This is a genomic window from Pseudomonas sp. NPDC087639, from assembly GCF_044743385.1.
GTDB lineage: Bacteria > Pseudomonadota > Gammaproteobacteria > Pseudomonadales > Pseudomonadaceae > Aquipseudomonas.
In genome coordinates, this window is sequence record NZ_JBIUWI010000022.1 from 48,710 (window position 1) to 68,103 (window position 19,394).

The window sequence follows — 19,394 nt, forward strand, 5'->3', positions numbered from 1 at the left end:
TAGCCGGCGCTTCGATTACTGGATCAACCGATCAGTCGGGTGGTGCTTTCCACTCTGTGAGGCGCTACGGCGACTGCGGTCACATAGCTGATGCCGACGGGGACACCGGTTACATCCGAGAGCAGGTCTGCATAATCCTTGATCTGAGACAGTAGTCCGTACGCGCTGACAGAGTTGCCGACGCCAGAGATCTTGCCGATATAAAACATGATGGCCGCCCTCCAGGCACTGGCAAAGTAGGCATTGGCTGCTTCCTTATCGCCGTCCAGTGAGGCCGAAATCCCCTCAACGATCGTATAGGCGATTCGCAGTACACTCACCACCGCGCCTACTGGAGGCACGAACAACGAGACAACATCCAAAGCGACACCAATCAAAATCTTGGCATCGACCCAGACCGCCTCCCAAGTGCTGGTGGTTTGATAATCCACGTCAGCCATGAAACGCTTTACCAGGGCGACGTACTCGTGTTTGAACTCGTTGCCAACCCCATACGCGTTGTACAGCACGGGCGGCCGTTCGCGTGTGCCGCCGCTTTTGTACTTATCTGTGAGTTGTTTGACAGCCTTTTGATCTTCAAGACTGACCATTCGTAAAACATGGCCTTTAAAGGCGGAATCTTCAAGCCGCGCCGACAACTGTTCGACAGGGAAGAAATCATTCCCGTCATGGGTACCCGGCGTATAAACAACAGACTGCAGCCGCCCGTTAAACTGGCGACTAAAGATATAAGCGCCGTGAATTTTCCTGCCTTCCAAGGTGAAATGATAAACGCCCACGTCCGGCACGGATTGAGCGCCTACTGTGTATAAATCAGTGCCGGGACTATTTCTATCAAGACCATCAATAAGCGCTTTCAACCAATTGAAATCCTCATTGGATATCGTGCGCCTGATTTTCTGGGCCAGGGCTGCAGTGAGCATTTCGTTCTGTTTCAGCTCTCGGTAAAAAACTTCTTTCAGAGCACGACGTGGGGTCGAGATGAATTGTTTTTCAAGATACGCCTCATAAAGTTCACCGGGCTTAAGATCAATAAGATCATTGATGACCTGTACATTTAATGCTCGTGGAACCGAACCGCTGAATTTGGCAGTTCGAAGGTAATCTCTTAACTCACCTATTGCTATGGAGACTCCTGGAACGACGGCACTCAGAATTTTCTCAAAAATCGAAACGTCACTACGCCAGGTCTGCCACTGGATGAACAGATTGGTGAGCGTCATTTCTGGAACATTATTAATTTTGACCCTTACATTTTCCGGATCGAAGACAGGAACTTTAAGTCCCTTTCGATCCCAGTACTGGGCGAATGTCTTCATCACCAGATCACGAGCAAACTCCTTGAAAGGCACGATTTTCAGATCGTCTTTTGCAATGTTCTGAATAGCCTTGAGTTCTGTATGCAGTCGAACGGATAACCCTTGTTCCTCCACCGAGGCTTTCCTGAACCACTGAGGTGTGAAGGCTTCAATTTGCTTCGCTTCCCAACTGAGGATATTTTTTACCGCATTTTCCAACGGGTAGTCTTCAGTAGTGAACGGGAATTCAAAGCTCGATTGGCCAATCCACCGTAGAGTCCAACTATCCCCTGTGACTTCAGCCACCATTCTGTTTACATCAGACAGAACGGCCTGACCCTTCAAATACTCCCAAATTTCATCGTCCTGGACCCATGCTAATAATTCATTCCTTAACTGTCTTGAATTGGGAAACTCAAACCACTCTTGTCCGGATGGAAAACCCGGCGCATACAACACGATGAAGTCTTCGCGATTAAGCTTTTGTGCAAAATACCTCAAGTCTTTGAACGCTTCATATTTCGCACCGAGCTTGATCTCCCCGGACATAAAAGACAGATCACCAAAGTTATAGCGATTGACCATGTCATTGGCACGCGAGCTCACATGCTTTTGCAGAACCGCGCTAAATATCGACAGCGCCGTCCTCTTGCCTTGAACTTCTCGAAGAGCGTCGAAAACTTCACGCTTGGAGTAGACTGCTTGCCGCGCGTCGTTATACCGGTTACGCACATTCAGCGAAATGATCGAATTGATCAGATTGGAAGGCGTAAATTTTGGGTTAAACGGCTGATTTTCTACAGCAATCTCATATTGACCGCCTCGATCATGCACGCCGTACATGAACGCCTGAGTGAGCGTCTTGCGCTCCTTTGTCTCAATCTGTTGGCCATTCGTTACTTTCAACACATTTCGGATATTGACGAAGATGCTATCGGGATCAATCCGAACGTCCTTACCCGGCGAAATGAATGCTTCCACTTCATTTTTTGCAAAGTCCTTGAGCGATGCGAACCCCTTGGTTACTTCATGGTATTGAACCTCGCTTTCAAGCAGGCGCTGTTGCAATGCCTCATAAACTTCCTGATTCGTCGAACCGGCATTTTTTAACCAGACCGGCCACCGGTTTCTTTGCGCTTGGCGCAGAAGTACCGCCTGGCGAGCCTTCGCCAAGCGAGGAATGTCCGGTAGAGACTGTGCAGACGTCACCGACGCAACAACCGAAACAAAATCCGAATCCGGATCTGTGAACCGAGCCAGCTGTTTCACAACATCAGCGCAAGATTTCTCAATCCCGTTATCGCTGATGCGTGCAAACAGATCGGCCTCAACTTTCAAATAACGAAATTCAGGCGCGGTCGGAAATGTTTCTCGCTCATTGATCGCGAGCGACCGCAAGAACACCTCACGACTGTCACCTGACATCAAGCGTTGCTCCAGCGTCTGATGCAACTGAGCAGAGGAAGAGAATTTTTCGACGCCATGGGTCGGGGAGTAAAGCACTATCGCCGTATCGGCCCGAGGAACAAGTTCATCGTTGACGGGCGCTTCGAGCGGGATGGCGAACATTGAACGTTGCTCGCTATAAGCGTCCCCTCGGCTGCCGATAAATACGCCATACCATGAGCCGCGCGAACCCGGTTGAACCCTATAGCGGATGCGTTGAAGCTCCTCACGGCTGATAGCGCCCTCATCAGCAAGAACTTCAAGTTCATTTAGAAAGAGATTGGCCTGAAGCTCGCCCAAGGTCATTTTTCTTGGAAGGGAAAACTGCCCCTTACTTTCGTCTTTTCCTGCCCAGTACTCTTGTAGCGCAGCAACATAGTAGTCTGGCAAGTTTCGAAACAGGTGCGTCAGCAGTTTCTCCACAGAGGCCAGAGAGACCGCAGGGTATAGATTTCGAGTATCGGTTGAAAGCGGGCGATCATAAATCGCGTAATACTGCGCATCGTACGTCGGTGCCCTGCCACGCTGCAGGCAGTCATTCAAAACGTGAAACAAACCTCCTACCGGCTCCATTTGCTTCGGTTTGACATTGCCACGAACATTGATGTGAACAAGACGTTCATCGATCCCTGGCGCGAATTCTCCAAGTGCACGCTTCAAACAGGCACGTAAAATAAAATCAAATGCAGGCACGCCCTTCAAGTGATCCGACAGTGCGGCCAGTGCCTCACCCAATCTGCCAAATCCAGACTCATCAAGACTACGAACTTCCATTTCGAAACACCCTATCAGTTTGATACTTACAAATATCCGAATGACATTTGCTTCGCTAATTCAAACTAAACCGGGCACTTATCGAAAAGATACTCAGAATACTTTTCCAATCTTGTATACGACCAAAACCAAACATTCAGAATAAATAATACAAATTAATTATTTCTTCACACCGACACCGCCAACAACTAAAATCCGCCTACCACCAGACCTTGACGCTTACATTCAGTCTTCTTTATTACGAAGAGCAAACCCATCCCTTTCTAAAAATTACATGTAACAAAAACACTACAACACCATACCCATTGACTTGGCACACGCCACCGCCTGAGTTCGTCGTGCGACACCTAACTTTCCATGTATGCGTCTGGCGTGGGTCTTTACCGTATGTAGAGAAATAAACAACTGATCCGCAATTTGTTGATTTGAATATCCCTTGGCGATCAGACCTAAAACTTCCAACTCGCGGAGACTGAGCAGACCGCTATCAATCAGTTTCCTGGCACTGGGCGAATCTACGACCTTGTTATTCAATTCTTTCAACAAATCAGGTTGACGCAGTTTCAGTTCACGTAACGCCTGATGCAAACCATGGTGACTGGCCATTTCCAGCCCCTTCTGTAAGTGACGCCGCGCCGAAGGCTGATCGCCTAGCATAAAGGCAGCCTCGGCCAACACCAGATGAAGGTCGGTTTCCAGCCAAAGCATTTTGCGTTGATGTGCCGCCTCCAACAAAAGCTGGAGACGACCGATCGGATTGAGCGCCGTGCGCAGCCCAACTTGTGCAAGGATCAGCAAATACTCAACCCGCGGAATCAGCTCAAGTGTCGCCGGCGGTGCCTGCAAGGCATCCGATCCTTGGTAGTGTCGCAGCAGACGCGTCATGGCCTCGCATGCCAGCTCGGGACGTCCTTGCTGTAACCAGAACAGGCTGCTGACCTGTAACAGCACTCCCCGATAAACCGTTTCCGGAATCTGCCTTTGCTGCATCAAACGCTCACCATCACGCAGCCATACGAACGCCTTTTGATAATCTGCCTCGTTGGCAGCCAGTTGCGCCAGTCCCAGATAACCATACAAAACCCGCTTGTCTTGATTGCGCTTGCAATCGTCCAGCCCCGACTGGAAAAACGCAGCCGCCGAGGCATCCAGCCCCTGACTCAGCGCAAGGCGCCCGCGACGCAAGGCAATCCGTCCCAGCAAAGGGCTCAGCCGGTTCGGCTGCCGGGCGAGCAAATCATGCACGCCCGCCAGCAGACTTTCAGCCCGAGGTGCAGCGCCGCGCTGCTCGAGCAATTGTCCGTGATCGAGTTCAAGCAGTGCTTCGAAAACCAGCGAGCCTTGCGCCCGCGCCAGACATAGCGCCTGGCGATTCAGCGCGTGGGCCAGATCCAGCTCCCCGCGCAACAGAGCCTGCTGGGTCAACCCTGACAAACACATCACCCGAGCGATCCAGTTCTCGAGATCGAGTACCTCCAGCGCTTGCGAAAAGTGTTCATGAGCGGCCTCCATCCGCCCTTCCAAATGCAATAACCAGCCTTGCGACGTTTGCCAACGCGCAATCAACTGCCGCTCAAGCGCTGGCGAAGGCTGCGGCATGAACCGCCCCAGGTGCCCGATGCATTTCGCTGCCTGCTCGAAACGACCGGCAAAGAGCAACGCAGCGGTAATCAGCCCGACCAGTTGCGGAGTGCTCAGGGTCAACTCCACACCTTGTTGCTCGTGCAACTGCACCAATAACACGACGGTTTGCTCTTCAAACAACTGCTCGAAGCTGAAGTGCTGCAGCAAGCTGACTGCGGCTTCATATTCTTCTGCCAATAACGCCTGTTCAAATGCCGAGCGCCAATCCCGTGCTGCACTGAACCACTGACAGGCACGTCGATGCCATGTACGGCGCGACGGCCAATGTTCCTCGCGCACGACGCGAGACAGCGGCGGAAAAATGTGCGACCAGTCCGCAGAATCATTCCAGGGCTCAATAAAGCAGCCAAGCATTTGCAATGTGCGCAGGTGTACAGCCCCCTCCCCGGCGCCGAACAAGTGCTCGCACAGTTGAGCATTGAAGCGCGGCATTTGTGCGAGCACGCGCCAGACTTCGGTCAGTTCCGGCGAGAGGCCACTGAAGAGTTCATGTTGCAGATAGTCGAGCAGCGTATCGACGCGTTGCTGTGGTTCAGTTGTCTGCGACCAATCGCATTTGCGCAACAGCGCCATGCGGACCCCGGCGCACCAGCCTGCGGTTCGCTGGTAGATTCGCGCGGACAGGTCGCTCGCCTGCTCGGCGGGCAAGTGCTTCAGCGCATGGGCAATTTCTGCTTGCGTGAGCGCCAGCGTCGGGCTTTCGCACTCGTACAGTTCATCATCGAGCAGCAGGCGTGGCCAGTTGCATTGCGGGCGTCTACGCGTGCCGATCCACCAGACGCACGCGGAACTGCTGACCGTCAATAACCGATCAAGCAACGCGTCCAGCGCTGGATCCGGCAGGCGGCAGTAGTCATCGATAAACAGCCAGGTCGGCCTCGACCAGCGACTCAGCGCAGCGACCAGAGCGGACTCCGTTGTCTCGGCCAGCCCCAGCGCCTGCGCCAGTCGCAGACAAAATTCACTGGTACTCAATGCCGCGCCTGCCAACGGCAACCAGCCGACCTCGCAGCGTGGCGGCGCCTGCAGCAGGCACTCGGCAAGCAGCGCACTCTTGCCACTGCCCGCAGGAGCGCAGATCAGCCTGACCCGCGCCATCGACTCAAGCAACGGCTCGCTCAATCGCGAGCGTGCCTGATGATGGGCGGACAGTCTGGGCAGAAATCCGGGGCGATCCAGACACGGCGTCATGGCGGTCATCGGTTTAACCTTTTTATAGTTGTTGGCTCACCCTAGCCCTCTCCAAACCGCTTGTTGATAAGTATTCAGCACGCTGATTGGCGGCCATAAAAAAGGCGACCGTGCGGTCGCCTTTTGTTCAGTCGATGTATCCGAAACGTTACCGCACCCCCTCGGCACGCAGGGCCGATGGCGTGTAGTCGGCAGCCTTGGCTTCGAAGCCGAATTCGAAGCTGTGCTTCTCTTCGTTCTTCATCCCCAGGGCAATGTATCGGCCAGCAATGATGTCGTAGAGCGCTTCGAGGGTGTAGGCCTGAGCCTGGTGATCGTAGTAGTACTGAGCGTGACCTTCGGCGACGCGCCACAGTTGCCCGCGACCGTCGTAGTGGTCGGCGAGCGCCACTTGCCAGCTGTCCTCGTCGATGTACATGTGGCGCTTGGCGTAGATGTGTCGCTCGCTCGGCTTGACCGTGCCGATCACTTCCCAGACCCGGTGCAACTCATAGCGGGTCAGATCCTGATTGATGTGCCCGGCCTTGACGATGTCGTCATATTTCAACTTCGGCGAATCGAGTTTGTAGCTGTTGTAGGGAATGTACATTTCCTTCTTGCCGACCAGTTTCCAGTCGTAGCGATCCGGTGCTCCGGAGAACATGTCGAAGTTGTCCGACGTACGCAGGCCATCAGCGGCGGTGCCCGGGCCGTCATATGCGACTTGCGGAGCGCGGCGTACCCGGCGCTGCCCGGCGTTGTAGATCCACGCCAGACGCGGTTCTTTCACTTGATCGAGAGTTTCGTGCACCAACAGCACGTTGCCGGCCAGCCGTGCCGGCGCGGTCACCGACTGCTTGAAGAAGGTCAGCACGTTGGCGGCTTTTTCCGGATCGATATCCTTCATCAGTTGCGGCACGGCGATCTCTTCTTCGAAGCGGATCGGCGTGTAACTGCCGTTGGTTTGCGGCGTGACCTGGGTGATGATTCGGCGCAGATTGCCGCCGTGGTATCGGGTGATGTGGTTCCACAACACCTCGACGCCATTCTTCGGAATCGGGAAAGCGTAATAGCGATTACCGGTGAAATTGGCAAGGCCGTTGCCGTCGTTGATGCTGGTAACGTTGAGTGCGCTGCGCTTGGCCGACTCGTAGATTTCCGGCGGCACGGCGACGGTGCGGTGGGTCGGATAAACCGGGATCTTGTAGGTTTGCGGGTAGCGTTTGAACATGGCTACCTGGCCGTCGGAAAGCTTGCTCTTGTACTGGTCGACGTTGGCCGCAGTGATGGTGAACAACGGTTTTTCACTGGCGAACGGGTCCGCGAGAAAGCCTTTGCTGTCCACCGCACCGGCGTTCTTCGGGATGCCACCGGTCCATGCCGGGATCGAACCGTCAGCGTTGCCGGCCTTCTCGGCGCCGAGCGGGGTCAGGCTGGTGCCGAGTTTGTTTGCCTCATCCGGCGACACTGCCGCCATCACGTTGGCCGCCAACAGACTCAGGGCCAGCACACCGCATTGCAGAATCATTTTGCGCATTGCTTTCATCCTTCTCGGGCAGATCAGAAGTTCACGCCGAAGCTCAGGGCCACGAAGTCACGGTCTTCGAGGACGTTGTAATCGCCGCCGAAAAAGTCGGTGTAACTGAGGCTCGCGGTGTAGGTGTTGCGGTAATCGGCATCGACGCCGACGCTGATCGCTTTCGCACCTTCGTTGAACAAACCGTTGGGGCCGTAACCGGCGACGTCATGCGACCACGACAGGTTGGGTTTGAGGTTGATCCCGCCGATCACGTTGGCGTAATCGAGGATCGCCCGGGCGCGGTAGCCCCACGAAGTCGAGGTGACGAAGCCGTCGGTATCGCCACCGAAACCGTACTGGCCGTACACCGAGTCCCGGCCGTAACGCAGCTTGCTTCGAGACTCCAGACCACCGACCCGCACCACCGCCGCCTCACCGACCAGAGTCAGGCGTTGAGCACCCCACACCTGATCGAAAAAGTGCGTGAGAGTGCTCTGGATCTGTGTGACCTCTTTACGGCGATAACCCTTGTTGTCGGCACCGGGGGAAGTCGAAAGTGGCGAGGCGGCGCCGCCGGCAATCGGGTTGAGGAGCGCCAGCGTCAGATCGTTGGTGCTGACCTGCACCGGGGCGTTTGGCCGGTAGCTGATCTCGCCGGTCCATGCCGTTCCGGTGGGCAATGTGGTGGAGAAACTCGCGCCGTACAGGCGAATGTCCTCCGGGTATTCGAGGTAATAGCCACCGCGCCCGAGCATCACACTCTGCGCCAGTCCCGAACCGCTGCCGGGCGCCAGACCGTTGGCAATGCCGACCATACCCGGCAATGCCGCCAGGGTCGAAAGCCCTGCGGTGGTGGTGCCCACTGTTGGCGTGCGGCTGTGGTAGTTCATGAAGTACAGGCCGTACTCGGTGTCGTCACCCAGCCAGCGCAACGCCGTGCCCCACTGCCCGGAATCCCGCGCATCGCGGTCGCCGCCACGGGGGATCACTACGCCTTCGCGGGTGACTTGAATGCCCTGACCAAATGCCGTGGTCAACGGCACCAACGGAGCAATCGCCGGATTGCCGACGGTGTAGCCGCTGTTGCAACCGTCCGCTGCCACATCGACGCCGAAGAACGTGCCGCAGTTGTCGAGTACGGTCTGGTCCCACTCCAGTTGATAAAAGCCTTCAACGGTCAACTGATCCGTCAGGCCTTGCGAGCCGAACAGCATGTTCACCGGAATCAGGCCTTCCTTGATCTCCGCGCCGGGACGCCGGAACGCCGAGACGTCGATCGGGTTGATGCTGTTGATCGAGTTGCCGATGAAAGTACTTTCGCCCCAACTGACCACTTGTTTACCGGCGCGCACAGTGCCCGGCAGATCGCCGATGGAATAGTTGTGATAGACGAACGCATCGAGAATCTGCGCGCCGGACGACTTGGCGCCTTCCTTGCGGCCCTTGTCGCTGATCTGTTTGAACTCGCGGTCTTCGTCCTTGAGTTCGAAGTCGTACCAGTACTTGCCACGTACGAACACACCGGTATCGCCGTACTTCAGTTCTAGATCGTGAATGCCTTTGACGATTTTCGAAAAGGTCTCGCCCTTCTTGAAGTTCAAGCGCCCGTCATCACCGGTCGAGGATTGCCCGGTACCACCGTTGACCGTGCCGACCAGCGACTTGTCGGCATCGCGCATGCCCCAACTCGCACCGACCGACAGCGACGAATCGAACGTACCCTCGATTTCCCCGATGTTGAACGAAACCGCCTGCGCCTGGGCACAGCAACCCAGAGCCACCGCGGCTGCCAGCGCCTGCGGTGTGAAGATGGCGCGCATTGTTGTTTTTGTCATGCGTCTTCCCCGGTGAGTGACAGAAGGCCCCACCCTACTGCCGGGCGAACGGGTCGATAAGCGCACCAAGGAGGTATTCGTGTTGTCACTCGAAAGGATGAATGGCTTTGCGGAGCGGTGCTTTGCGCGGGTCATGAGTCGGCTGGATAGTTGATCATCAGCGCAACGCATGGTGCGAGGCACTGTTGCATGCCCCGTAACAGTGCATGTCCGGAATCGCTATTTTTCCTATAGATTCAAATCCGTATTCTGAGCGGGCTTTCACGGGATACGCCGCAAAGCCCCCCAGCCTTGGCTACTGAGTAAATCAGGCCATTGCTGACAGATTTCAGATCAATCGAAGGTGTTCGGTTGATCACCCCGGTGTTCACTGACGTTGATTTGTAGCTCCTTGATCCAACGTCTTACCTTGGCCGCTGCGTTTGCAGCGGCCTTTTTTATGGGTGATGGATTTTGCCGGGAAGGGAGATTTTAGCGGGGAGATGGCAGGGCTCGACTGAGCCCTGTCGGTTGCTGCGCAGAAATCAGAGCGAATACTTCTGCAAATTCGCCATCATTTCCTTCAGCGCTTCAATGTTGTCCTGCGGATGCGCCGCGCCTTCGAAATCACAAATCTGTTGCCAATGCGCCGCCACATCTTCCGGCGAAAATCCAACCCGTGGATCAAACCCGGCGCCGAGGCTGCGCTCCCAACGCACCTTGCCCATCCAGCCACCACCGACCTCGAACAGCCCGGAAGTCTCTTGGCACTGCTCGCTCGCCAGGTACACCACCAACGGGCTGACCAGTTCCGGTTTCAGTTGCTCGAACACTTGTGGCGGGATCAGGCCTTCGGTCATGCGCGTGCCGCCGGTTGGCGCGATGGCGTTGACCAGGATGTTGTTCTTGCGGCCTTCGATGGCCAGCGTACGGGTCAACCCGTAGAGGCCAAGTTTGGCCATGCCGTAGTTGGACTGGCCGAAGTTGCCGTAGATGCCGGAGGTCGAGGCGGTGAAGATCACGCGGCCGTAGTTTTGCTCGCGAAGGTGCGGCCATGCGGCGCGGGTGACTTTGTAGGCGCCTTCGACGTGGACGCGGTAAACCAGATCCCAGTCAGCGTCGTCCATTTTATGGAAGGTCTTGTCGCGCAGGATCCCGGCGTTGTTGACCACTACGTCGACACGGCCGAAGACGTCGAGAGCGTTCTGTACGAGTTTGTCGCCGTCGGTGACCGAGTCGTGGTTGGCTTCGGCGATGCCGCCGGCTTCGCGAATTTCCGCGACCACTCGGTCGGCCGCAGAAGCGTTGGCGCCTTCGCCCTGAGTGGAGCCGCCGAGGTCATTGACCAGCACTTTGGCGCCCTGTCTGGCGAACAGCAGTGCGTGTGCGCGTCCGAGGCCACCACCGGCTCCGGTGACGATTACGACTTTATCTTCGAAACGCACAGACTCATTCATCACGGCAACTCCAGCAGGCCCAGGGACAGTTCTCCGAGTGTCAGGCACGGGGCTCTCGGTCACAACAAACACGGCTGGGGCTGAATGGTGCGCGATAAGGCTGGGGGATGATGCGGAGCCAGATCAATAGATCGTCGCCGTCTGCGATCTATTGACCTTTCAGGAGCACGCTACTTTGCGCGGTGGCAGCACGAAGCGTTCGCGAAACGCCAGGTAATGCTTGAGCACCTGCGCCGGCGCTTCGGTCTGCGGATAGTGGCCGATGCCCGGCAACAGCACGGTATCTGCATCGGCAATCAGTTCGCGGTAACGCTCGACCATGTGAACGCCAGAGATCGGATCGAGCTCGCCATCGATTACCCGCAACGGCACTTCACCGCGCTGCATCGCCGCCACCCAGCGGTCACGTTGCACGCGGCGCTCAGGAATGTAGCCGATCAGTTTGTGCATGATCCGCGGGCCGTGATTACTGTCGATCAGGCTCCAGAAATCATCCAGTTCGCTTTCGCTCGGGCGGGTCTGCGGGCCGAAGATCTGGCGGAAGCTTTTCACCAGCGCGTCGCGGGTAAACGCGCGGCCGATCATCCAGCCCAATGGGCTGAGCAGCAGTTTTTGCATTAATACGGGGCGATGGGTCTCCGGGAACAACCCACCGTTGAGAAACACGCAACTGGCAACCTCGATCTGCTCTTCGTAATGCCGCGCGAGCAGTTCCTGCGCGACGCTATCGCCATAGTCGTGAGCAAGGATGTGCACCGGTTGCTCGACCTGCAAATGTGCAAGCAACGCCTGTTGCAGATCGGCCTGCTCAAGAAGGCTGTAGCTGTGATTGACCGGTTTGGCCGAATCGCCGAAACCGAGCATGTCGCAAGCGATCACCCGATAACGCTGGGCCAGTGGCTGCCACAGGTAATGCCAGTCCCAACTGGCGGTCGGGAAGCCGTGGATCAGCAGCAGCGGCTCGCCCTGCCCCGTCGTCCAGTAACGGATCGGCTGGCCACGAAAGACAAACGTCTGGCTGCGTTTGCGCCAGACACACAGAGGAATCTCGGCAAGAGGCATTAGAGTTTATATCCGGGGTCTTGTTTATCGAGTTTGCGCAGCAGCGCCGGCCAGGCCAGCGCGCCACCCATGCCTTGAGCACTTTTGGTGACGCCGGCGATCATCGCCTTGGCGCCCGCCAGAATCTGCGGTTCGATGGCGATGAGTTCAGCGCCGCCGGTCTGCGCCATCACCTGGATGTCGCAGGCGCGCTGGAAGGTGAACATCATCAGAAAGGTATCGGCGATGGTGCCGCCACAAGTCAGCAGACCGTGGTTGTGCAGCATCAGGAAATTGTTCTCGCCCAGGTCGGATTGCAAGCGCGCCTTCTCTTCGTGGTTAAGCGCAACACCTTCATAGCCGTGATAGGCCAGGCTCGACAGCACGAACAATGATTGCTGGCTAATCGGCAACACGCCCTGCTTCTGCGCCGACACCGCCACACCCGAGGCCGTGTGTGTATGCAGCACGCAAACCACATCGTGCCGTACTTCGTGTACGGCGCTGTGAATGGTGTAACCCGCCGGGTTGATTTCGTAAGGGCTGTCCATGAGTTTATTGCCGGCCTGATCGACTTTCACCAGGCTCGACGCAGTGATTTCGTGGAACATCAGGCCGAACGGATTGATCAGGAAATCTTCGGTGCCCGGCACCTTGGCGGAAATATGGGTGAAGATCAGATCGTCCCAGCCATGCAATGCGACCAGACGATAACAGGCGGCGAGATCGACTCGGGTCTGCCATTCCGCGGCGCTGACCTGGTCTTTGACATTAAGGGACGATTGGACGGGGGCTACGCTCACTGTATGCACCTCTGCGTTCTTCTTGTTTTACACGTCTGTGCAGTCTAGTCAGGCGCAGTCGATCGCGTAGTTGCATTGCCAGCCAGCTTGATGACTGAGCGGGTCAGCAACGCAAACGCCTTGGATCCAGGTCAAAGCAACGACGCCAACAACGGCGCGGCGAACAGGTTGAGCAACCCGGTCAACACCATCACCAGACCCGCCACAGAGCCTTCTTCGCCGCCGACTTCATGCGCCCGACTGACACCAGCACCGTGCGCGCCGACACCGAACAGCGCGCCACGCGCCAAGGCGCTGCGCAACGGCAACCACTTCAAAAGCACGCCACCCAGCATCGCACCGAATACGCCAGTGAACATCACGAACACTGCGGTCAATTCCGGCACTCCACCCAAGTCCTGCGCCAGCGGCATGGCGAACGGCGTGGTGATCGAACGCGGCACCAGTGACATCGTTACCGAACTGTCCAGCGCCAACGCCTTGGCCAGCCCGAACGAGGTGCCGATCGATGCCGCACTGCCGGCGACCATGCCCAGCAGCAATGCTGGCCAGTGCCGCATCAGCAGGCGCCGCTGCTGCCAGATCGGCACGGCGAAGGCGACGGTGACCGGGCCAAGCACCATCATCAGCCAATGGGTGTTGCTCGAATATTCGGCGTAAGCAGTGTGCAGCGGCACGGCGAGTGCCAGCAGCAGCACCGGTACCAGAATCAGCGGTGACAACAGGTATCGCCCGGTGCGGCGATAAATCCAGCGGCTGAACAGATACGCCAACAGGGTGAAGGCGAGCCAGAACATCGGCATCAGTTCAAGCTTCATGGGAACGCCTCATGCGCACAGCCAACTCTACGGTGAACGCTGTCACCAGCATGACCATCAACGTGCTGGCGCCGATTACCAGCAGAATCCGCCAGCCGTCATTGCGCAACAGCGCGCCGTAATCCAGCAGGCTCATAAGCGCCGGAATGAAAAACAGCAACATCTCGGCCATCAGTAAGCCTGCGCCCAGTTGCAGCGCTGCGGGTTTGATCCAGCCAAAGGCGAACGTCAGCAGCAACACCGCCATGCCGATCACGCCACCGGGAATCGGCAGGGCCAGCCACGTGGCGAGTTGGCAGCCGAGCAGGTAGAGGCCGAGCAACACGGCCAGCTCGGCGAATAAACGGGAAAGATACTTAAGGGTGGCGGCGTTCATATGGTTTTGCTCCTGACTGGAGCTCATTTTACGAAGCGACCTCCCATCCCTGAAGCGAATTGTTAGACTCAAAGCCATTCCAAAACGGAATCAGGCGAATGGAATTCAAACAGCTACGCAGTTTTGTCGAAGTCATGCATCAGGGCGGGTTTACTCAAGCCGCGAAAACCCTGCACATCAGTCAATCGGCGGTGAGTAAACAAGTCGCGCAACTGGAACAGAGCCTCGGCACGCCGTTGCTCGAACGGCTGGGCTCACAGTTACGCCTGACCGCCGCCGGCAGCGTGGTACTGCAACGGGCCGAAGGCATGCTGCGCTTGCGCAATGAGTTGCTCGTTGAACTGGACGACCTCAGCCACCTGGCCCGTGGCGAATTACGCCTCGGTTTGCCACTGCTGGGCAGTGATGCACTGTTTGCCGGGCTGTTTGCCGAATACCGCCGACGCTACCCGAACATCAGCATTCAGTTGCTTGAGGGGGGTAGTCGCAACATTGAGCAAGCGGTGTTGAGCGGTGAACTGGAGTTGGGCGGCAGCCTGTTGCCGAAAGATCCACAGTTCGACTTTCAGCCGTTCTGCGACGAGAAACTCGACGCCCTGTTACCGATGGATCACCCATTGGCGACACGGGGTGAGATTGGTCTGGAGGAGTTGGCCGACACGCCGTTTCTGCTGTATCAGCGCAGCTTTGTGCTCAACGACCGCTTGCTGCAGGCCTGTCAGCAACTGGGTTTCACACCCAAAGAAGGTGGACGCAGTGGTCAGGCGGATTTTCTCGCGGCACTGGTGGCTGCCGGGCAAGGCGTGGTGCTGTTGCCCAGCGTGGTCGCGCGCGGCCTGGTGCGACCCGGCGTGGTGCGCCTGACCTTGCGAGCGCCGGACTATTTGCGCTGGGACATCGCGTTCATCTGGCGTCAGGGCGCTTATCTGTCGAACGCTGCACAAGCCTGGCTGGCCCTGGTGCGCGAGCGGCCGATCAACCCTTGAGTGTATCGATCAGCTGCGCCAACCAAGGCTCGGCGTCGGTTTCCGGGGTGACGCTTTCGCTGGCGTCGATGCGCAGCATGTCCTGCGCTTCACGCAGGCCAAGCTCGGCGAACAGTTCACGCATTTGCTCACCGCCACCGCAAAAGGTATCGCCGTAGCTGGCATCGCCCAAGGCAATCACTGCGCCCGGCAAACCGCGCCAGGCGGCCGGCAATTGATCACGAATGGTCGAATACAGCGGTTGCAGATTGTCCGGCAATTCGCCCATGCCGGTGGTCGAAGTCACCGCGAGAAACGCTTCAGGCGCGAAAGACTGGATATCGGCCAGGCTGGCGCGCGGGTTGTAGAAGGTTTCAAAGCCGGCGGCTTTCAGCAGGTTCTGGGCGTGGCGGGCGACTTCTTCGGCGGTGCCGTAGACCGAACCGGAGAGGATGGCGACTTTCATCAATCTGATCCTGAAACTTAAAAAATGAGCGGCGATATTAACAGCCTGAGCCAAGAAGTTGCGATTGGCTCTCAATGCGCATTGCTGACCTGTAGACAGCTTCCACTGATCTTTTAAAATGCCTGCCACTGACAACTCTGAAAGGATTCAAAGATGATCAACGCCAGTCTGCTGCAATTGGTAATCAACGCATCAAACGACGGAATTGTGGTCGCGGAGAAGGAAGGTGAACAGGACAACATCCTGATTTACGTCAATCCGGCCTTCGAACGCATGACCGGTTACACCAGCGAGGAAATTCTCTATCAGGACTGCCGCTTTCTGCAGGCCGGAGACCGGGATCAAGAAAGTCTGGAGCTGATTCGCGAAACACTGCGCCGCAATGGTTCATGCCGGGAAATCCTGCGCAACTATCGCAAGGACGGCACGCCGTTCTGGAATGAACTGTCGGTGTCAACGGTGAAAAACGCCGATGACGGGCAGACGTACTTTATCGGGGTACAAAAGGACGTGACCGTTCAGGTCAAGGCACAGCAAAGAGTGGCGCAGTTGGAGGCGCAGGTCGCGGCCCTGCAAAGTGAACTGGCTGCCTTGAAAGCGACGAACGGCGCAAACAAAACAGCGAACTGATGGTCAGTAACTACAATCACCAATGACTTTGTAACTATTACTTTCGAGCGCACCATGCAACGCGACGCCCTCCTGACCCAGGATGAGCTGGATTTCATCCAGACCATGCAGCACAACCCGCAATTGAACGTGCGGGATGCGACGTCGAGTCTATTGGTTAATGGTGGTTCGCAGATCCGTGATTTGCTCACGCGCCTGGCCGCTCATGAGCAAGTCACCATTCAGGCCAATTTCGAAAATCAACAGATGACTTTTCCACTGCACTTGGTGGAAGACGAGTTTCATGCGCTACATCTGCGCCTCGGTGTTCCGAGCATTTACGAAGACGGCCCGATGGTGCGCCCATGGCGGCTGACGCTCGAAGAGCCGGTGGCACTGGAAAACGCCAAAGGCCAGCCGGGCACGATGTGGGTGCACGAGGTTTCGCACAAAGGCGTACTGCTGGAAATGCGCAACAAGACCAAACCCCCCAAGCATTTCGCGTTGTGGTTCAGCCCTTCCGGCTATGAGCGGATTTCACTGCGCGGCCAATTCGAACGGGAAACCGAAAGCGGTTTCTACGCCTACGAACTGAGCCAAAGCGATGCGGATGAAACCGAACGCCTGCGCCAGTTCATTCTGCAACAACACCGCCTGACCCATCCCGCCCTGCACACCTGAGCCTCAGGTATCGAGCTTGCCTGCCAGTATCTGCATCAGACGCTGACGCATCGTCGCCCCTTCGTTGCCAACACAACCAATCGAAGTTCCGCTGAGGCTTTCCTGTGCCAGATCGGATGCATCCCCCGCCAGCAGCAACTGACAATCAAGACTCAAGGCCAACCGATTCAAACGCCGTGGCAATTCCGCGGCCGGTGCGTGGTTGGAAAACAGCACCAGAGCCTGTGGCTTGATCTTCTCGCAAACCAGCGTCAGCTCGTCGAACGGCTGGCCGGTGGTGAGCACCCGCACGCCCGAATCGCTGCTACTGAGAAACAGCGCAGCCACCAGCAATTCAAGTTCGCGGCACTGACCGGCCAGGGCACTGACAATGATCTTGCGCGGCTGTGAGCCGCGCAGAACGATGATTCGCTGCAGCACCCGCGCGCGCAGGTATCCATCGAGAAACAGCCACTCACTGGTTTGCCCAAAGGCTTCCTGACGCTGCAGCAATTGCCGCCAGAGCGGCATCAAGATGTCTTGAAACACGACCGGCAAAGCGTACGAAGAAAAAATCTGACCATAAACCCGATCCAGTTCGAAATCGTCGAAAGCACTGACCGCACGTTGCAACTGGTGCTGCCATTGCTGGTAGTCGGCCTGCACCAAATCATCGGGGATGATGTGTGCGAGCACCTTCAGCGGTTCGGTTTTAGCGAGGATCTTGCCAATCTTGCTGACCGCCACACCTCGGTCGATCCAATCGACGATGCTGCGAACGCGCTCGATATCTGACATCGAATACAAACGATGCCCACTTTCGGTGCGCGTCGGTTGAATCAAACCATAGCGCCGCTCCCAAGCGCGCAGGGTGACCGGGTTGACACCGGTCAACCGTGAAACTTCCCGAATGGGGAAAAGATCTTCGCGCTCGAGCGCAACAGATGCCTGCGAGGCAGGGCTGACGTCCGTCATGACAGGCATAGTACGTTCAACGTCCTTGTGGGCTTGGATCCTATTCTAACCCCGCGATGATCTGCGACGAAAGCCACTGGTTTAATCAGGAAAATAAGGAATAATCCTTGCTAGTTGAAATACGCAAGCCACTACCCCGGCCTGCGTCAGGCGAAACTCCTACCCGGAGCGACGCACCGAGATACGGAGATACATAATGTCTACTTCACCCGTTACGCTAATGGTCGCGCGCCGCGTCGCCGATGGCCGCTATCAGGATCTGATCATCTGGCTGCGCGAAGGCGAACAATTGGCCACCGACTTTCCCGGCTATCTGGGCTCCGGCGTGCTCGCCCCGCCGCCCGGCGATAACGAATTCCAGATCATTTTCCGCTTTGTCGATGAGCAGACTTTGCATGCGTGGGAGCATTCGGCTTCGCGTACAGCGTGGCTGGACCGTGGCAGCGATCTGTTTGCACACCCGAAAGAACACCGCGTCAGCGGCATCGAGGGCTGGTTCGGAACGGGCGCAATCGGTGCACGTCCGCCGCGCTGGAAACAGGCCGTTGCGATCTGGCTGGCGTTCTTTCCGGTATCACTGCTGTTCAACTTTGTCCTCGGCCCGCTCCTCGCAGACATGAGTCTGTTGCCACGGGTGTTGATCAGCACGGCCTGCCTGACGCCACTGATGGTTTACTTCTTTATTCCCTTGTCGACACGGTTGTTGGCGAACTGGTTGAACGGTGCGCCAACGCGCCCCTTGCCTGTTACGCCGTCAACACAAAATCGTTAAGGCAAGCCGTCGTAGTTCCACGGCACGCGTCGCTGGTATAGTTTTCGCTCCAACCGCGATGCGAGCCACTCATGACCACAAATTGCGCCCCGATCCTGATCACCGGTGCCGGCCAGCGCGTCGGTCTGCATTGCGCACAACGTTTGCTGGAAGACGGCCACCCGGTGATCTTCACCTACCGCAGCGAACGTCCCGGCGTGCAAATGCTGCGGGATCTGGGTGCCGTTGGTGTATTTGCTGACTTTTCCAGCGAAACGACCATCCTGGCATTCATCGCTGAATTGAAAGCCCTCACCGACAGCCTGCGGGCGATCGTGCACAACGCCTCCGAATGGCTGGCGGAAACCCCGGACAGTGACGCCGAAGCGTTCAGCCGCATGTTCAACATTCACATGCTCGCTCCCTACCTGATCAACCTGCACTGCGTCGGTTTGCTCCAGCAATCGACGCCCGCCGACATCATCCACATCAGCGACGATGTCACCCGCAAGGGCAGCAGCAAGCACATCGGTTACTGCGCGAGCAAAGCCGGGCTCGACAGCCTGACCCTGTCCTTCGCCGCCCGCTACGCGCCAGCAATCAAGGTCAACGGCATCGCGCCGGCCCTGCTATTGTTCAATCCCGACGACGACGCGGCGTACCGCGCCAAGGCACTGGCCAAATCCGCGCTGGGCATCGAACCCGGCAGCGAAGTGATCTACCAAAGCCTGCGCTATCTGCTCGACAATCCGTATGTCACCGGCACGACCCTGACCGTCAACGGCGGACGGCACGTCAAATAACCCCG

Annotated in this window: 16 protein-coding genes; 5 read left to right on the forward strand and 11 right to left on the reverse strand. The window is 57.0% G+C overall.

All coding sequences use genetic code 11. The features are described from left to right. Positions 1-23: 23 nt before the first annotated feature. The 9 genes from ACIOVB_RS12025 to ACIOVB_RS12065 all read right to left on the reverse strand — a co-directional run bounded on the left by ACIOVB_RS12025 (position 24) and on the right by ACIOVB_RS12065 (position 14,160). On the reverse strand, positions 24-3,518 hold the full coding sequence (locus ACIOVB_RS12025; RefSeq protein WP_401267895.1) for a dermonecrotic toxin domain-containing protein: 3,495 nt from the start codon (positions 3,516-3,518) through the stop codon (positions 24-26). A 288-nt stretch (positions 3,519-3,806) separates the two neighbouring features. After that, complete coding sequence (locus ACIOVB_RS12030) at positions 3,807-6,362, reverse strand: LuxR C-terminal-related transcriptional regulator (protein WP_401267898.1); 2,556 nt, start codon at positions 6,360-6,362, stop codon at positions 3,807-3,809. Between the two features lie 139 nt (positions 6,363-6,501). Beyond that, complete coding sequence (locus tag ACIOVB_RS12035) at positions 6,502-7,869, reverse strand: DUF1329 domain-containing protein (protein WP_187676822.1); 1,368 nt, start codon at positions 7,867-7,869, stop codon at positions 6,502-6,504. Between the two features lie 23 nt (positions 7,870-7,892). Then, positions 7,893-9,686 (reverse strand): DUF1302 domain-containing protein, encoded by a 1,794-nt coding sequence (locus ACIOVB_RS12040; RefSeq protein WP_401267900.1) that lies wholly within the window; start codon positions 9,684-9,686, stop codon positions 7,893-7,895. Positions 9,687-10,210: 524 nt separating this feature from the next. After that, positions 10,211-11,122 (reverse strand): SDR family oxidoreductase, encoded by a 912-nt coding sequence (locus ACIOVB_RS12045; RefSeq protein ID WP_401267903.1) that lies wholly within the window; start codon positions 11,120-11,122, stop codon positions 10,211-10,213. A gap of 159 nt (positions 11,123-11,281) precedes the next feature. Further along, on the reverse strand, positions 11,282-12,184 hold the full coding sequence (locus ACIOVB_RS12050) for an alpha/beta fold hydrolase (protein ID WP_401267906.1): 903 nt from the start codon (positions 12,182-12,184) through the stop codon (positions 11,282-11,284). After that, complete coding sequence (locus tag ACIOVB_RS12055; protein ID WP_187676818.1) at positions 12,184-12,966, reverse strand: class II aldolase/adducin family protein; 783 nt, start codon at positions 12,964-12,966, stop codon at positions 12,184-12,186. The genes ACIOVB_RS12050 and ACIOVB_RS12055 overlap by 1 nt, the downstream gene beginning before the upstream one ends. Before the next feature lie 131 nt (positions 12,967-13,097). After that, entirely contained in the window at positions 13,098-13,784 is a 687-nt protein-coding gene (locus ACIOVB_RS12060) for an LrgB family protein (protein ID WP_401267909.1), read from the reverse strand. Then, entirely contained in the window at positions 13,774-14,160 is a 387-nt protein-coding gene (locus ACIOVB_RS12065) for a CidA/LrgA family protein (RefSeq protein ID WP_401267912.1), read from the reverse strand. The genes ACIOVB_RS12060 and ACIOVB_RS12065 overlap by 11 nt, the downstream gene beginning before the upstream one ends. A gap of 98 nt (positions 14,161-14,258) precedes the next feature. Here ACIOVB_RS12065 and ACIOVB_RS12070 point away from each other — a divergent pair, with 98 nt between their 5' ends. Further along, a complete protein-coding gene (locus tag ACIOVB_RS12070) occupies positions 14,259-15,146 on the forward strand; it encodes a LysR family transcriptional regulator (protein ID WP_401267915.1) in 888 nt (295 codons plus the stop codon). On the opposite strand, the gene ACIOVB_RS12075 is transcribed toward ACIOVB_RS12070, so the two are convergent. Then, positions 15,136-15,591: a flavodoxin gene (locus ACIOVB_RS12075; RefSeq protein ID WP_187676814.1), complete on the reverse strand. Its 456-nt coding sequence runs from the start codon at positions 15,589-15,591 to the stop codon at positions 15,136-15,138. The two genes, ACIOVB_RS12070 and ACIOVB_RS12075, sit on opposite strands and share 11 nt — an antisense overlap. Before the next feature lie 153 nt (positions 15,592-15,744). On the opposite strand from ACIOVB_RS12075, the gene ACIOVB_RS12080 reads away from it, so the two are divergent. Next, positions 15,745-16,221, forward strand: a complete 477-nt coding sequence (locus tag ACIOVB_RS12080) for a PAS domain-containing protein (protein ID WP_187676813.1) — start codon at positions 15,745-15,747, stop codon at positions 16,219-16,221. A gap of 54 nt (positions 16,222-16,275) precedes the next feature. Then, positions 16,276-16,881 carry a hypothetical protein gene (locus ACIOVB_RS12085; protein ID WP_187676812.1) on the forward strand — a complete coding sequence of 202 codons (606 nt, stop codon included), beginning with the start codon at positions 16,276-16,278 and terminating at the stop codon, positions 16,879-16,881. A gap of 3 nt (positions 16,882-16,884) precedes the next feature. Here the strand turns inward: ACIOVB_RS12085 and ACIOVB_RS12090 are convergent, their stop codons facing one another. Further along, positions 16,885-17,844 (reverse strand): MerR family transcriptional regulator, encoded by a 960-nt coding sequence (locus ACIOVB_RS12090; RefSeq protein ID WP_401267918.1) that lies wholly within the window; start codon positions 17,842-17,844, stop codon positions 16,885-16,887. 187 nt (positions 17,845-18,031) lie between these two features. On the opposite strand from ACIOVB_RS12090, the gene ACIOVB_RS12095 reads away from it, so the two are divergent. Both ACIOVB_RS12095 and folM read left to right on the forward strand, forming a co-directional pair. Next, complete coding sequence (locus ACIOVB_RS12095) at positions 18,032-18,607, forward strand: antibiotic biosynthesis monooxygenase (RefSeq protein ID WP_305441452.1); 576 nt, start codon at positions 18,032-18,034, stop codon at positions 18,605-18,607. 71 nt (positions 18,608-18,678) lie between these two features. After that, the gene (folM, locus tag ACIOVB_RS12100; protein ID WP_401267920.1) at positions 18,679-19,389 is read left to right on the forward strand and encodes a dihydromonapterin reductase; all 711 of its coding nucleotides are present in this window, start codon (positions 18,679-18,681) and stop codon (positions 19,387-19,389) included. Positions 19,390-19,394 lie beyond the last annotated feature (5 nt).

What these genes read in the sequence shown, in the direction of transcription:
- ACIOVB_RS12070 (WP_401267915.1), top strand. Translation starts at nt 14,259, where the DNA reads ATGGAATTCAAACAGCTACGCAGTTTTGTCGAAGTCATGCATCAGGGC.
- folM (WP_401267920.1), top strand. Translation starts at nt 18,679, where the DNA reads ATGACCACAAATTGCGCCCCGATCCTGATCACCGGTGCCGGCCAGCGC.
- ACIOVB_RS12085 (WP_187676812.1), top strand. Translation starts at nt 16,276, where the DNA reads ATGCAACGCGACGCCCTCCTGACCCAGGATGAGCTGGATTTCATCCAG.
- ACIOVB_RS12040 (WP_401267900.1), bottom strand. Translation starts at nt 9,686, where the DNA reads ATGACAAAAACAACAATGCGCGCCATCTTCACACCGCAGGCGCTGGCA.
- ACIOVB_RS12045 (WP_401267903.1), bottom strand. Translation starts at nt 11,122, where the DNA reads ATGAATGAGTCTGTGCGTTTCGAAGATAAAGTCGTAATCGTCACCGGA.
- ACIOVB_RS12025 (WP_401267895.1), bottom strand. Translation starts at nt 3,518, where the DNA reads ATGGAAGTTCGTAGTCTTGATGAGTCTGGATTTGGCAGATTGGGTGAG.
- ACIOVB_RS12090 (WP_401267918.1), bottom strand. Translation starts at nt 17,844, where the DNA reads ATGCCTGTCATGACGGACGTCAGCCCTGCCTCGCAGGCATCTGTTGCG.
- ACIOVB_RS12075 (WP_187676814.1), bottom strand. Translation starts at nt 15,591, where the DNA reads ATGAAAGTCGCCATCCTCTCCGGTTCGGTCTACGGCACCGCCGAAGAA.
- ACIOVB_RS12030 (WP_401267898.1), bottom strand. Translation starts at nt 6,362, where the DNA reads ATGACCGCCATGACGCCGTGTCTGGATCGCCCCGGATTTCTGCCCAGA.
- ACIOVB_RS12050 (WP_401267906.1), bottom strand. Translation starts at nt 12,184, where the DNA reads ATGCCTCTTGCCGAGATTCCTCTGTGTGTCTGGCGCAAACGCAGCCAG.
- ACIOVB_RS12060 (WP_401267909.1), bottom strand. Translation starts at nt 13,784, where the DNA reads ATGAAGCTTGAACTGATGCCGATGTTCTGGCTCGCCTTCACCCTGTTG.
- ACIOVB_RS12035 (WP_187676822.1), bottom strand. Translation starts at nt 7,869, where the DNA reads ATGCGCAAAATGATTCTGCAATGCGGTGTGCTGGCCCTGAGTCTGTTG.
- ACIOVB_RS12065 (WP_401267912.1), bottom strand. Translation starts at nt 14,160, where the DNA reads ATGAACGCCGCCACCCTTAAGTATCTTTCCCGTTTATTCGCCGAGCTG.
- ACIOVB_RS12080 (WP_187676813.1), top strand. Translation starts at nt 15,745, where the DNA reads ATGATCAACGCCAGTCTGCTGCAATTGGTAATCAACGCATCAAACGAC.
- ACIOVB_RS12095 (WP_305441452.1), top strand. Translation starts at nt 18,032, where the DNA reads ATGTCTACTTCACCCGTTACGCTAATGGTCGCGCGCCGCGTCGCCGAT.